Source organism: Phocaeicola sartorii JCM 17136 = DSM 21941, assembly GCF_054653615.1.
The window spans coordinates 2,455,049-2,469,550 of sequence record NZ_BAAIFW010000005.1 but is presented as its reverse complement, the minus strand read 5'-3'; the positions used below and the strand labels follow the sequence as shown (position 1 = coordinate 2,469,550).

The 14,502-nt window shown below is 44.2% G+C and carries 13 protein-coding genes; 5 read left to right on the top strand and 8 right to left on the bottom strand.

The window, feature by feature from the left end:
* Positions 1-3 precede the first annotated feature (3 nt).
* The gene (locus tag ACYQ0C_RS10425; RefSeq protein WP_016277511.1) at positions 4-1,167 is read right to left on the bottom strand and encodes a Bcr/CflA family efflux MFS transporter; all 1,164 of its coding nucleotides are present in this window, start codon (positions 1,165-1,167) and stop codon (positions 4-6) included.
* Between the two features lie 154 nt (positions 1,168-1,321).
* Between ACYQ0C_RS10425 and ACYQ0C_RS10420 the strand changes: the two genes are divergently transcribed.
* Positions 1,322-2,182 (top strand): AraC family transcriptional regulator, encoded by an 861-nt coding sequence (locus ACYQ0C_RS10420; RefSeq protein WP_016277510.1) that lies wholly within the window; start codon positions 1,322-1,324, stop codon positions 2,180-2,182.
* A 5-nt stretch (positions 2,183-2,187) separates the two neighbouring features.
* Here ACYQ0C_RS10420 and ACYQ0C_RS10415 read toward each other — a convergent pair whose 3' ends face one another.
* The 6 genes from ACYQ0C_RS10415 to ACYQ0C_RS10390 all read right to left on the bottom strand — a co-directional run bounded on the left by ACYQ0C_RS10415 (position 2,188) and on the right by ACYQ0C_RS10390 (position 7,988).
* On the bottom strand, positions 2,188-3,132 hold the full coding sequence (locus tag ACYQ0C_RS10415) for a relaxase/mobilization nuclease domain-containing protein (protein ID WP_016277509.1): 945 nt from the start codon (positions 3,130-3,132) through the stop codon (positions 2,188-2,190).
* Complete coding sequence (locus tag ACYQ0C_RS10410; RefSeq protein WP_016277508.1) at positions 3,129-3,482, bottom strand: MobC family plasmid mobilization relaxosome protein; 354 nt, start codon at positions 3,480-3,482, stop codon at positions 3,129-3,131. Before ACYQ0C_RS10410 ends, ACYQ0C_RS10415 begins: the two co-directional genes overlap by 4 nt.
* 174 nt (positions 3,483-3,656) lie before the next feature.
* Positions 3,657-4,595 carry a toprim domain-containing protein gene (locus ACYQ0C_RS10405; protein WP_016277507.1) on the bottom strand — a complete coding sequence of 313 codons (939 nt, stop codon included), beginning with the start codon at positions 4,593-4,595 and terminating at the stop codon, positions 3,657-3,659.
* Between the two features lie 253 nt (positions 4,596-4,848).
* Positions 4,849-6,054, bottom strand: a complete 1,206-nt coding sequence (locus ACYQ0C_RS10400) for a primase-helicase family protein (protein WP_016277505.1) — start codon at positions 6,052-6,054, stop codon at positions 4,849-4,851.
* Positions 6,055-6,378: 324 nt separating this feature from the next.
* The gene (locus ACYQ0C_RS10395) at positions 6,379-6,768 is read right to left on the bottom strand and encodes a virulence RhuM family protein (protein WP_016277504.1); all 390 of its coding nucleotides are present in this window, start codon (positions 6,766-6,768) and stop codon (positions 6,379-6,381) included.
* Positions 6,765-7,988 carry a site-specific integrase gene (locus ACYQ0C_RS10390; protein ID WP_016277503.1) on the bottom strand — a complete coding sequence of 408 codons (1,224 nt, stop codon included), beginning with the start codon at positions 7,986-7,988 and terminating at the stop codon, positions 6,765-6,767. Before ACYQ0C_RS10390 ends, ACYQ0C_RS10395 begins: the two co-directional genes overlap by 4 nt.
* Positions 7,989-8,285: 297 nt before the next feature.
* On the opposite strand from ACYQ0C_RS10390, the gene ACYQ0C_RS10385 reads away from it, so the two are divergent.
* Entirely contained in the window at positions 8,286-9,623 is a 1,338-nt protein-coding gene (locus ACYQ0C_RS10385) for a sigma-54-dependent transcriptional regulator (RefSeq protein WP_016277502.1), read from the top strand.
* A gap of 102 nt (positions 9,624-9,725) precedes the next feature.
* Here the strand turns inward: ACYQ0C_RS10385 and ACYQ0C_RS10380 are convergent, their stop codons facing one another.
* Entirely contained in the window at positions 9,726-10,352 is a 627-nt protein-coding gene (locus tag ACYQ0C_RS10380) for an O-acetyl-ADP-ribose deacetylase (RefSeq protein WP_016277501.1), read from the bottom strand.
* Between the two features lie 266 nt (positions 10,353-10,618).
* Between ACYQ0C_RS10380 and ACYQ0C_RS10375 the strand changes: the two genes are divergently transcribed.
* The 3 genes from ACYQ0C_RS10375 to kdpB are packed head-to-tail and all read left to right on the top strand — an operon-like array spanning position 10,619 to position 14,499.
* Positions 10,619-10,699, top strand: coding sequence for a potassium-transporting ATPase subunit F (locus ACYQ0C_RS10375; protein WP_074783379.1), 81 nt, complete (start codon positions 10,619-10,621; stop codon positions 10,697-10,699).
* A gap of 26 nt (positions 10,700-10,725) precedes the next feature.
* Positions 10,726-12,432 (top strand): potassium-transporting ATPase subunit KdpA, encoded by a 1,707-nt coding sequence (gene kdpA, locus ACYQ0C_RS10370; protein WP_016277500.1) that lies wholly within the window; start codon positions 10,726-10,728, stop codon positions 12,430-12,432.
* 33 nt (positions 12,433-12,465) lie between these two features.
* Positions 12,466-14,499, top strand: a complete 2,034-nt coding sequence (gene kdpB, locus ACYQ0C_RS10365; protein ID WP_016277499.1) for a potassium-transporting ATPase subunit KdpB — start codon at positions 12,466-12,468, stop codon at positions 14,497-14,499.
* Positions 14,500-14,502: the final 3 nt, after the last annotated feature.

Here is a 14,502-nt window from a genome sequence, read left to right as displayed (position 1 = left end):
TTTTTAAACCTTTAGGATTCGTGATAATATTCCATTTCCAAAAGCTAAACCGATAAATAGGATAGCAGAAGTGATAAAAATATTCCCAATTCCTACAATAGGAGAAATGATACCTCCAGCAATATAACCTGTCGCACCGAAAAACGCAGATGCAATTCCTGCATTTTTACGTTCTGAATCCATTGCAAGTGTCGTAGTTGCCGTGCACATAGCCCCTACAAAAAGATATAAGAGGAAAACAGCTACTTCATATACTATAAAGCTGAGATGTAAAAATAGAGCTGCTACCAAAAATATGGAAGCTATAATCATTCCATTATTAGAGTAACATACAACTTTGTGCATATCCTTGAAACGAGATGCCAAACCTGCCGTCACACCAAGAGCAATGGCATTCACACCAAAAGTCAGGCTGATTTGTTCTGCGGAAAAACCATATTCATCCATAATAAAAGGACCAGAAGCAAGGTTGACAAATATCATAGCCATAACAAAGCCGTATTGCATTGTAGGTATGACGTAAGACCTATTCTTTACAATTCTCTTTACCTCACTAGATAATAATGTAAAACTCAAGCAAATACGGTTGTGTTGCAATAGAGATTCTCTGAACTGAATGGTTCCAGCAAACATTATTAATCCGATTATAAACAATGTTATAAATACAGCTTTCCATGCGTATGCTCCAGCAACAAAACCTCCAAGCATAGGAGATAGTACAGTCGATACACCGTTTATCATACCGATTATTCCGAATATGCGAGCCAAAGCGATGCCGCTATAACAATCAGCTGCAATCGACCGTGATATTACAACAGCTCCAGCCGCTGCAAGTCCTTGAAAAAAACGCATGAATACGAACAATTCTATTGTGGGTGACAATAAACATACTATTGTAACGGTTAGAAAAAGGAGCAGTGAAAGCAATAGTGGAACTTTTCTTCCATACCGGTCGCTGATAATGCCAAACACAAATTGTCCGACAGCAAGCCCTATCGTGCATGTTGCCAGTGACATCTGCACTAATGACGGAACGGCGTTATAGAACTCAGCTATCTGGGGGAACGAGGCAAGATACATATCCATCACGAATGGTCCAAATGTACTCAACAGCCCGAGAAAGCCCTCCAGAAACAATTTTGAATTTATCCTTTCTTCTCTTACCATAATCAATTAATTTTAGGCGCAAAATTAATTGATTTATAGTAGAGAAGCCATTGCATTATTTATCCGATGTATTTCATTTTTGGAACAAGCGGTATTTAATTCCAAAATAATCACAAATTTTGCAATTTGTCAGAATCAAAACAATTGAATTTATATGTTATTGCAGCCATCTGATAAATTACAAATAAGATATTTCGAGACAGTATTTTCGGAATTTGAAGACCGTCCATTGCGTTTGCGTCATGGAATCTATATGGCGATTATTTCCGGCAGTGCCACTTTGGAGACAGAAACAGATACTTATTATCTTGTTTCACAAATGGAACTATCGTTTATCTCCGGCTGCATCATACGCTGCTCAAACCGTTCTGAGGATTTCCGTGTGAGAGTGTTTACCTATACTTTTGGACTGCTGACTCAAATATCATTGCCAATAGACCATATCTACTTCGATTATAATGAGGCGCATCCAACCTATATTCATACGCCAGACAAACGCAGCCAGCGGACATGGCATGAACTGTTGTTATGGATGGATATGGCGAAGATGCTTTTTGCTGATGGAGCAGACATAAAATTTCAAGAAATGCAAGAAAAAACATTCCTACAAGGTTTTTGGATGTGGAATTTTGGCACAATACAGGAACGAGTTGAAACAAGTAAAGGATTTTCCAATACCCAATTGATTGTACATCGCTTTATTCGTATGGTCAAGGCAGAGGCTGTCTGCCATCACCGTGCTGACTATTATGCGGATAAATTGAATATAACACAACGTTACCTTAATAAAATCGTGTGGCAACATACTTGTGGACGAACCCCCAAACAACTTATAGACACACAGCTAATTGCCGAAATAAAGGAGAATTTGTTGGATACAACCCTTTCCATCACACAATTAGCATACTCGCTTAATTTCCCAGACCAATCCTATTTGAGTCGATTTTTTCGCCGTCATACAGGTATGTCGCCAGCACAATATAGACAGCAACGTTCGATATACAACGATTTATGAACAGTTTATAATCCCATACCGCGCCTTTGCTTTTTCTTCTTTCTGCGAAGCATCTCTGCCATTTCCTGATTGGCTTCCGCATCAGCGGTGTTATAAGACGAGCCGTTGCCGTTCAGCAATCCCAACGAACCGTTGAATAACTCATTACGCGCTGAACCGGACGGTGCGTTTGGCGTGGCAACATCATGTACTTTGGCTGTCATGCCCATACGTTCATTATATCTGTTACGCTGCAAGGCTGCGTCAATCTTGGAATAGCTGAAACGCCTGTCCACCTTGGAACCGTTGAAGCGGTAGCCGTTCTTGGTGAAGATTACGCCCTGAATCTCGTTAGTCTGACCTCTGTAACTGAAATGTACATCCACTCCCTGACTTTTCAGGTTGGCGACAAGCACGTTCCAGTTGCCGCACCTGCCGACTTCCGCTTTGAGGATGTCGTAAAGCTCGTACTTTGTCCTGTCCGGCTCTTTCAGACGGTTGCGTTTGACATTATCCTTGCCGTTTGCCATGTGCAAGCCGTATTTCAAGGTTAGCTCTTTGCAAATACGGGTGCTGCGCAATCGCTCGTTCCTGTCAGAAATGGTGTTGCCGATGTTGTCTATGCGGTTGAAGGCGATATGTACGTGCGGATGTTCCTTGTCGAAGTGACGGGCGATGAAAAACTGCGTGTTTTTGATTCCCATCTTTTCCAGATATTCAAGTGCGATACCTGCCATTACGCGGTTCGTCAAGCGTGGATCATCCTCTTTTGAAAAACTCAATGCAATATGTCCGACAGGTTTTGTCACCTTACCGTTCATCCGCGACTGGGCATTGAAACTCATGGCGATGGTTTCCCGATTTTCCATGAACAAGCCTTCATGCACCACCAATTGGGTTTCCTTGTTCTTGTCGAGAATGTAATCCACCACACCCTTGAAGTCGCTCCCTTTTACGATTTTCGCCATCATATCCCTATCTTGTTTAGAAGTTCATGAATCCTTGCTACCGCCACTTTGCAATCCCAACGGGCTTCCGAGAATCCTCCGGCGTTCGCCTTATGCGCAAGCTGGTTGAGATTGTTCGCCATGCCGCAAAGCTGGCGCACATAATCGGAGTGCTCTTTCGACAACCGTTCTTGCACATATCCGTTTCGGAAACATTCCCTCATGTACTCGCTCGGCGATATGCCCGCCTCATACGCCCGTGTCAGCAGACGGAAGTAGTCGGCTGCCGCCATCTTCACACCGATGCGATAGCTCAGTTTTTCTGCCGTTTCCTTTTTCGGGCGACCGCCCTTGTTACGTCCCTTATGTTCCATATTTCTGTTTTCAATGCTGTTACTGTTTATACTGTATAGACCGACGGGATGCCATCTTCCAAATCTTGGGAAGTGGGTGGCAAGCGGTTTCGGTACACCCGAAACACAAACTTGCTACCTCCCAATCCTCGAAGAATGAGTTTCGGGCAGCTCCCGCTTTTCTCATTCGGAATGTCACAATCCCAATCCTTTCTTTTTCGGTTTTACGATGGTTCGTGGCGGTGGATTGACGGTCAAATTTTGCCGTTTCCCACACAGGTAATCGTTCAGGTCTTTGTGTCCTTTGTAGTTGTCGGAGAAGTCACGGATGCGTCCGGCAAACTCCCTTTCCAGTTTTCGGTATGCGTTTCTTCCTGCCTCGTCATTGTCGAGCAGGCAGTGAATGCGCCCGTACCCGTGCAGCACATCTATGGCTTTGGAAACATTGGAAACGGAATTGAGGATGACGTAATCCTGCCTGTCAAGGCTGGGCATAGTCGGGCAGTTCTTCATCCGTAACGTGAGGAAGGAAAGATAGTCCGTCATGCCTTCGAACACGAGGCATTTCCCTCTCGGCTCTCCCTGCTGGCGGATATGGCTGATGTCCTTTGGAGCGATACAGCCCTTGAAGAAACGGTTGCGCACCTCATACCCTCCCGCCACGTTCGGGAAACCGATGGCGAAATAAGGCTTGCCGTTATGGATGAAGTGCAGTTCCCTACATTCCGGCTTTGCCAAAGCTATGTTTATGCCCCGTTCCTGTAAGTATCGGAGTAATGCTGGGTGCGTGAGTTCTCCCACCTCCAGATGTTGGAAACTCGGTTCAGATGCCTGCTGGCGAAAAGAGAAAGACACGGGACGAATGTGTGGAACCTGTTCCGCTATCTTGTTGAGCAAATAAGGTATATAGTCGGATGCATATAGCTCTTGCGTCAATGCGATGATGTTGCCGCCTCTGCCCTGCCCGTAATCAAACCACAGGTTACGGTCGGTGTTCACCTTGAACGAGGCTTCCGTTTCCTGCCGGAACGGGGATTTGTACCACAGGCTGTTTCCCTGTTGCTTTACGGGCGTGTAGCCCAGACTTTGCAGATAGTCTGCGATTCTGATTTGTTTCGCTTCTTGTGTAGTCATAATCTTACAATGGATTTAGTGATGAATGTAAAAACGATGATTTGATGAATGGTTGCCATAGCACACTTATATACAGTATTATAGCTGTTCAACATCTTCTCAACAAACCACTCGACAAAAGAGGAACCAACAAATGGGTGCTGTTCCTCTCTCAACAGCTCTTTTCGATTGTTGAGAAATTGTTGAGAGTGTATATTATTAGTTATCAGCATAGTCATATCCTTATTCATCAATTCAACAAAAAAGAATGATATTACAGGGATTCAAGCTGTTCCCTTGTGACGGTGTAGAAACGACCGATTCTTTTTATCGGCTCATATCGACATTCCCGATTATAGTTGAACTGGTAGGTAGTATAGGTCAGTCCGTTGGATGCAGGTGTGAGCTTCCAGCACTCCTGCAAGACTTTCCGGACTTGGTGCTTTTCCACCTTTACCTGCGAGTGTATTAACAAAAGAAGAATATCGTTATAGCAGAATGAGAACGTGTCCGTGCCTGTACTGTCCATGATGTCGAGTATAAGCTCGCACATCTCGATTTCCAGACGGTTACGGTTGCTGCGGATAATCTTCTGCAAGGCTTCGGTATGCAGCAATGACGGGGCAAACCACATCCGGCTTTCTTTTTTCGTTGCCATCGTCCTGTGCTGTAAATGATACAGGAAAGCCGGGATTTCCGCTTTCAGCTTTTGCAGGAAATTGGTGTCGTCGGATTGCAGGCGGTTTATCTTGCGTACCCAATAGCGTGTTTCTCCTGCGTCGATGATGACAGGCAGATACTCGTTGTTGGAACACAGCACGAACTTGGCGAAGAAGGCTATCTCGTCACGGTCTTTGCCTTTGGCTTCCACCTTGTAGGAGAGTGTGGTGCTGAGGTTCTTCAACCTCTCGCTGTCTTCCCTGCGGTTGAGCAGCACCTCGTCCACTACGATGAGCAGCTTGCCCGTCCAGTCGGAATTGAACTGGCTGCGGAAATCCTCGTTAGTGTTGAACGTGACGTTGTTCTGAAACACGGCTTTCAGGAAGTTCAGGAACGTGCTTTTGCCCGTGTTACGCTCTTCCGACACCAACAACAGGATAGGCAGTTTTTGTACTGGTTTCAGGTAGAGCAGTTGAAGGTAATCCATGCCCAGTTCGTACTGTTCACTGAAAATGTGGCGCACCAATGACCAGATACAGGGAAATTTGCCTTGCTGCGGGCGGTGTCCTATCGGCTCGTAGAGGTTCAGGAACTTGTCCACCACGGGACGGTAGTCCACATGGTCGGGGACGGTGCAGAAGCCGTCATACTTCGGCACGGTGGCGAGATAGTCCTTGCCGTAGTCCTGCCGCAACGTCTCGTTGTTCCACACGATGCGTTTCCTCACATAGCCACCGTTCAGACGGGGCTGGTTCACTAACTTGTAGAGGGTCGTACCCACACGGATAAACTCCTCCTTTTCTGTATTTTCTTTCTTCATCGGCATCTTGATTTTATGATTGTCGGATGTTTGTCTGGCGCAAAATTCGGCAATACAAACAAGACGGATTGACAACTCACACGTGACCCACGTAAGATTTTCTTGGATTTGGCTTAACAGCATACGACAAAAGCCCGAAAAAGGTACTTCTTCGGACTTTTGTTGGTAATACGTATTGCTGGTAAAACGGCAATACGTCTGTTCAACTGACCACCAATACGTTTTATCAGCAGTGCGTTTTATTGATAATGCGTTTTATCGGCAATAGATTGACATATAAAGATTTGTCGGTTTCACTATTTCATGTCGCCATATCATTGGACTTTATGCTTGATAATTAGACATATTCAGATTGTGAATACCCGGCGAAAAGAAGAATGTTGTTTTTTCTTTTCGCAAGTACAGCCTTTCAAATATGGCATTGCGCACCTGCTCCGCACCGAAGCTGTTGATACGGAAAGCAAGCACAACTATAATCGGAAAACTGAACACATCGGCATGATAGCCGTTCTCCAGCCGGATATACTTCTGTACCTCGTATTCTTTTAGTACGCCACTTTTATACACGGCTTTGATGGCGGCATGGAGTGTCGAGACGATTACTCCGAACAGTTCCACCAATTCCGGCTCGCTCATCCAAATACAGGCGACATTTTCCGGCACAATGATGTTGCCGGATTCGTTCATGGTTATGATGTTTCTTTCCATACTCATGACATCGTTATCCCGTTAAACGTCTTGCTCAATTTATCACCGAACATCGTCAGGTCATTGTCGAGTTTCTGCGTGGTTATCTTTGCGTAGATTTGGGTTGTGACGATATTCGTATGTCCCAATACACGGCTCACGCTTTCGATTGGCATTCCTTTGGTCAGAGCCAGCGTTCCGAATGTATGTCTGGCGCAATGGTACGAGATTTGCTTCTCTATACCGCATTCACTGATAACCTTTTTCAACTGCTTGCACATCGTCCAGTAGTTGATTTTCCCGAACACGGACTTGTCTCCCGAACGGTTCTTGTAGCGTTCGATTATCTGCATGGGAATATCAAGCAGTTTCACTTGGAACGGGACATCGGTCTTGTGCCGCTTGCCGATTATCCATTTCTCGCCGTTCACTTCCACGATTTCATCCGTAGTCAGTTCCTTCATATCCACGAAACTAAGGGCGGTGAAGCAGGCGAAGATGAAAAGGTCACGCACCAGTGTGAGTGTGGAATTTTCAAACTCGTGTGTCATGATGGTCTTTATCTCGTCCTCCGTCAGATACTCCCGTTCCTTCACGTTTGGGCTGATATGGAACTGTGCAAAAGGGTTTCTCGGTATCAGCCCGTTATAATGCGCACGCATCACCACGCCTTTCAACCACATACAGTTGAGCCATATCGTGGCGTTCTTCAGCCCCCGTTCGGCAGTAAGATAAGCCGCGAACTCCTTGATGAAGTCAGGTGTCAGTTCAAGCATCGACATATCCGTACGCTTGTAAAACGACTTGATGAAAGCCGCCACATAGTTCCTCGCACGCATCATTACCTTGTATGTGCCGATGGTGCGGTCTTTGCCCACACGTTTAAGGAAGTTGGCGCAATCCTTGTCAAACGCCCGGATAAGCGTTTCATACTCGCTGCCGATTCCCTGATAGGCGTTGCGTACCATTTCCGCCGTCACGAACGCCTCACGGTCGGAAAGTTTCTGGTAGTGCTTGATGATTTGCGCCTTGATGTTGTCAAGGGCAAGGTTGATGTCCCGTGCCCCTTGGCTCTTGCCTTTCGCCCTGTTTCCTTTCACGTCCCAAAGTGTCTTCGGGATGTTCTGCTTGCAACTGAACTGCGCCACAGTCCCGTTGATTGTCACCCGTCCCATGATGGGGACAATACCGTTCTTCTCCTTGCTGCCGTTCACATAGAACAGCACTTTGAATGTGCTTCTTGCCATACTCGTTTTTTTTGTTTGCAAAGTTATCACTCAACGAGTTAGACCTTAATATGCCAACCTGTGCCACAAGCTGCCAGATACAACACGGTGTGTTAAAAATCACCATCCGGCGGGTAACGATTTGGAGACCGTTCTGCTTCATAAATCCGCTTTCCTTTGCGTTACCCCGTTTTTTCGCCTGTCCTCATTTGGCTATGCAAACGCCTTATAAACAGACGTTACGACGACTTTTCGCCCTTTTTATTAGCCTTTTCCAGAGATTTTACATAAGTTTGCCAAGCAAAACAGAATGAATCTATGGATAGTATTTTAATCATTGATGATGAACCGCAAATACGCAAACTTCTTTCGCGTATGATGGAATTGGAAGGCTATGAAGTATTTCAGGCAGCCGACTGCCAATCTACGTTGAAACAACTGAAGTTGCATAATCCCCAAGTGGTGTTGTGTGATGTATTTCTGCCGGACGGCAATGGAGTGGATATGGTTACAACCATCAAAAAACTCTATCCAGAATTGGAGGTGATACTATTGACCGCCCACGGTAATATTCCGGATGGTGTGCAGGCAATCAAGAATGGAGCCTTTGATTATATCACTAAAGGAGATGACAACAATAAGATTATTCCGTTAATCAGCCGGGCTATGACCCAAGCCAAAAAGAATATAGGGGATAAAGTGAGAACAGAGGAGCCCCAACGTATATCTTTTGACGCTATAAAAGGAAAATCGGCGGGTATGCAGCAAGCCGTAACATTAGCCCGAAAGGTTTCGGCAACGGATGTCACAGTCTTGCTAACTGGAGAAACAGGTACGGGGAAAGAGGTCTTTGCACAAGCTATCCACCGCAACAGTCTTCGCAAAGAGAATGCTTTTGTGGCCGTAAACTGTGCCGCCTTTAGCAGAGATCTGCTTGAAAGCGAGATATTCGGTCATAAAGCCGGTTCGTTTACCGGAGCGATGAAAGATAAGAAGGGGCTGTTCGAAACGGCCGATAACGGAACCATCTTTCTGGATGAAATCGGTGAAATGGCTTTCGAGCTGCAAGCCAAATTGCTTCGTGTACTCGAAGCGGGAGAATATATCAAGATAGGCGACACGAAACCAACGAAAGTGAATGTCCGCATTATCTCCGCTACCAACCGGGATCTGAAAAAAGAAATAGAACAAGGTAATTTCCGTGAAGATCTTTATTATCGTCTTTCTGTTTTTCAAATACACCTCCCTCCTCTTCGTGAGCGCAAAGAAGACATCGGACTTTTAGCGGAAACCTTTATCCAACTTTTTTCAAAGAAACTGGGGAAACAAGTGGAAGGAATGACTCCGGAATTCTTGACAGCCTTGAAAGCTGCCGACTGGAGAGGAAATATCCGTGAATTGCGAAACGTGATAGAACGCAGTATGATTATCTGCGACAAACAGCTCACCTTACAAGATCTTCCTATTGAAATACAGAATACCCGACAGGAAGATTATTCCGGCAAGAATTATTCGGAGTTTGAACTGGCCGCTATGGAAAAACGTCATATTGCTAAAGTTCTGCAACATACTAAAGGAAACAAGACTGAGGCTTCACGTTTATTGAAAATAGGTTTGACCACTTTATATAGAAAGATAGAGGAATACGGTATTTAGTTGTTGAGTACCATTGATTAAGCCGTTTCTTCCTTATGGTTTCAGCAAAAATGGAAACGGAATCAACACAGTACGGATGTTAGAAATCCCCTGTGGCTTTCCTCAGCAAGAAAGGAGTTCTCGATATACTTCAGCATCTTTTTCCGAGAAACAGCATACAATCACTTCTCCTTCATAGCCATGTGCCATTTCTTCCCCGATGGCATTCAATGCGATACGTGCCGCTTCTTCCTTGGGATAATGATATACGCCGGTACTGATACAGGGGAATGCAATGCTTTGGATGCCGTTCTCTCTCGCTAGTATAAAACTGGTACGATAACATGATGCAAGTTTTTCGGCTTCTCCATGCGTTCCCCCATGCCATACGGGTCCTACGGTATGAATCACTTTCCTGCATGGCAGGTTGTATGCATCGGTTATCTTGCTTTCACCCGTCGGACAACCGCCCAAAGTTTTGCATTCCGCTAACAATGCCGGACCTGCAGCCCGATGGATAGCTCCATCTACACCACCGCCACCCAGCAACGAACTGTTGGCTGCATTTACAATAGCGTCTACTTTTAAAGTAGTGATATCGGCTACGATAACATTTATTTTCTTCATTTTCCCTTTCTGTTTTTCTGTATTAAAACCTCTATACAAAGCTATATAATAAATTGGGAAATTATGCAGTTTGGCAGCAAATAAATCAATTATCCTCCTGTTTTGATATTCTTCCCTTTTCATTTTGAAAAGATCTTCTTTTGCTCCCTCTTTTTTCTTGTTGTTATATCTATATATAAATCAATCACTTATCTCCTGTTTGCCGGTAATGGCACACTATTGGCATATAGTGTAGCAGTTAACAATAGTATTAATTAAAAAAAGGAATTATGGATTTATTTTCAATCGGATTTGTAGTTTGTACCTTGAGTGGCATAGCTTGCTTTTGGCTTTTCTTTAAATGTATAGACTGGTTCGAGAAGATCTAAAAAAGAAAGGAAAAACAAGTTATGTACACAGCATTATTTGTAGTTAGTTTGATTATGTTCGGCTATATGATGTATGTTCTCATCAAGCCGGAGAAGTTTTAAAAAGGTAAGTTAAGAAATAAAGAGTTATGAATACTGAAATTTTAGGTGTTATAGCGCAAATTGTCTTATTGATAGTGCTTAGCTATCCTTTGGGCAAATATATCGCTAAAGTTTATAAAGGTGAAAAGACTTGGTCGGATTTTATGAAGCCCGTTGAACGGGTTATGTTCAAACTGAGTGGCATCAATCCCAATGAGGAGATGAACTGGAAACAGTTTTTGAGAGCCTTGCTGGTGGTAAATCTATTTTGGTTCCTTTGGGGGATGGTACTGTTGGTTACACAAGGTGTGCTGCCGCTTAACCCGGATGGAAATGTCGGTCAGACTGCGCATCAGGCATTCAATACTTGTATCAGTTTCATGGTGAACTGTAACTTGCAACATTATAGCGGTGAAAGTGGGCTGACTTATTTTACTCAGTTATTCGTCATCATGCTCTTTCAGTTTATTACTGCCGCTACCGGTATGGCTGCCATGGCAGGTATAATGAAAGCGCTGGCTGCAAAGACTACTCAGACTATTGGCAATTTCTGGAACTATTTGGTATTAAGTTGTACCCGTGTCCTGTTGCCTCTTTCATTGGTCGTAGGCTTTATCCTGATTGTGCAAGGAACTCCGATGGGCTTTGACGGAAAAATGAAGGTGACCACCATGGAAGGAGCTACACAATATGTATCACAAGGCCCTACGGCGGCTATTGTCCCTATCAAACAATTGGGTACTAATGGTGGTGGTTATTTTGGTGTCAACTCTTCTCATCCATTGGAGAACCCTACCTATTTTGCCAATATGGTGGAATGTTGGTCTATCCTTATCATACCTATGGCGATGGCATTTGCATTCGGTTTCTATCTGAAACGTAAGAAATTGGGTTATAGTATATATGGTGTCATGCTGTTTGCTTATCTGGTAGGAGTTTGTATCAATGTGAGTCAGGAGATGGGTGGTAATCCACGTATTGATGAAATGGGGATAGCGCAGGATAATGGCGCGATGGAAGGTAAAGAAATACGTTTGGGCTCGGCTGCCACTGCTTTGTGGAGTATTACTACTACGGTTACTTCCAATGGTTCTGTCAATGGTATGCACGATTCAACAATGCCGCTTTCGGGTATGATGGAAATGCTGAACATGCAGATCAACACATGGTTTGGCGGTGTAGGTGTGGGATGGATGAACTACTTTACATTTATTATTATCGCCGTGTTCATCAGTGGGTTGATGGTAGGCCGTACACCGGAGTTCCTTGGTCATAAAGTAGAAGCACGTGAAATGAAGATTGCTTCCATTGTGGCACTACTTCATCCGTTTATCATTTTAGTTGGTACGGCATTGGCTGCTTATCTGTTTGTTCATGCGCCTGCATTTGTGGAAAGTGAAGGTGGCTGGCTGAATAATCCCGGATATCATGGTCTGAGCGAAATGCTTTATGAATACACCTCGTGTGCCGCCAATAATGGTTCCGGTTTTGAAGGACTGGGTGATAACACATGGTTTTGGAACTACTCTTGTGGTATTGTGCTGATATTAGGACGTTTTGTCCCGATTGTAGGTCAAGTGGCCATAGCAGGTATTCTGGCTAAGAAAAAATTTATTCCCGAAAGCGCCGGCACATTGCAAACCGATACAGTGACATTCGGTGTGATGACATTTGCGGTTATTTTTATTGTTGCCGCACTATCATTCTTCCCGGTACATGCATTAAGCACTATTGCCGAGCACTTGAGTTTATAATTCTGATAACAGACAACGATATTAATAGAAGATATGAAAGATAATAAATCAGCTTCTTTATTTCAGAAGGAGCAAGTCATTGACAGCATAAAACAATCATTCGTGAAGTTGAATCCGCGAGTGATGATTAAGAATCCGATTATGTTCACGGTAGAGGTTTGTACAGCTATTATGTTCTTGGTGATGCTCTACTCTATCGTTAATGATTCACAAGGCTCATTTATTTATAATTTATGGGTTTTCGTAATCCTGTTCATTACCTTGTTATTTGCTAATTTTGCTGAAGCTATTGCCGAAGCGCGCGGAAAAGCACAAGCCGATAGCCTGAGGAAGACTCGTGAGGAAACCCCTGCCAAATTGATTGTGAACGGGACTTTGAAAACTGTCAGTAGTTCCCGGTTAAAGAAAGGTGATATTTTTGTATGTGAGGCAGGAGATGTAATTCCTGCCGATGGCGAGATCATCGAAGGACTGGCGTCTATTGACGAAAGTGCCATCACAGGCGAATCCGCTCCTGTAATCCGTGAAGCAGGCGGTGACAAGAGTTCAGTAACAGGAGGTACAAAAGTATTGTCCGATCAGATAAAAGTAATGGTAAGCACCCAACCGGGTGAAAGTTTCCTGGATAAGATGATTGCATTGGTGGAAGGCGCATCCCGCCAGAAAACACCGAATGAAATTGCATTGACTATCCTGTTGGCAGCATTTACATTGGTCTTTGTCATTGTGTGTATCACCCTTAAACCGTTTGCCGATTATACGGGAACTGTCATTACCATTGCTTCTTTTCTGTCCTTGTTTGTCTGCCTCATTCCTACCACTATCGGAGGATTGCTTTCGGCTATCGGTATCGCCGGGATGGATCGTGCTTTGCGTGCCAATGTCATAACCAAATCGGGTAAGGCAGTGGAAACAGCCGGAGATATAGATACGTTGCTTCTTGATAAAACAGGAACAATAACTATAGGAAACCGTAAAGCTACCCGTTTTTATCCGGCTCAGGGAGTGGATGAACATGCTTTCATCGAAGCCTGCCTGCTCTCATCTGTATCTGATGATACTCCGGAAGGCAAATCTATTATTGAACTGGGACGTGAATCGGGTTTACGGATGCGTAATTTGAATACCGATGGTGCCCATATGATAAAATTTACCGCCGAAACCAAATGCTCGGGTATTAACTTGAAGGATGGAACAGAAATCCGTAAAGGTGCATTTGATGCGATCCGAAAGATAGCTTTGTCTGCCGGAAATCCTTTCCCAAAAGAAACGGAAGATATCATTCAAACCATTACAAGTAATGGAGGTACTCCATTGGTAGTAAGTGTCAATAAGAAAATTGCCGGAGTAATAGAATTGCAGGATATCATAAAACCGGGTATTCAGGAACGTTTTGAACGTTTACGCAAGATGGGGGTAAAAACAGTCATGGTGACGGGAGATAACCCATTGACCGCCAAATATATTGCAGAGAAAGCCGGAGTAGACGACTTTATAGCCGAAGCTAAACCGGAGGATAAGATGGAGTATATCAAGAAAGAGCAGGCTGCCGGCAAACTGGTTGCCATGATGGGTGACGGAACAAATGACGCTCCTGCCCTTGCCCAAGCTAATGTGGGGGTTGCCATGAATAGCGGTACACAGGCTGCCAAGGAAGCAGGGAATATGGTGGATTTGGATAATGATCCTACCAAACTGATAGAGATTGTCGAGATAGGTAAACAATTGCTGATGACACGTGGTACACTGACCACTTTCTCCATAGCCAATGATGTGGCCAAATATTTTGCCATTGTTCCTGCATTGTTCATGCTTTCCATTCCAGAACTGGCTGCATTGAATCTTATGGGGTTGCATAGCCCTGAGAGTGCTATCTTGTCTGCGGTTATATTCAATGCCATCATTATTCCTATTCTGATTCCGCTGGCATTGAAAGGAGTTCAATACAAACCGATAGGAGCTTCCGCCTTGCTTCGTCGTAATCTTTTGATATATGGCATAGGTGGTGTTATTGCTCCTTTTGTGGGTATTAAATTAATAGATTTAGTAGTAGGATTATTCTTTTAACAA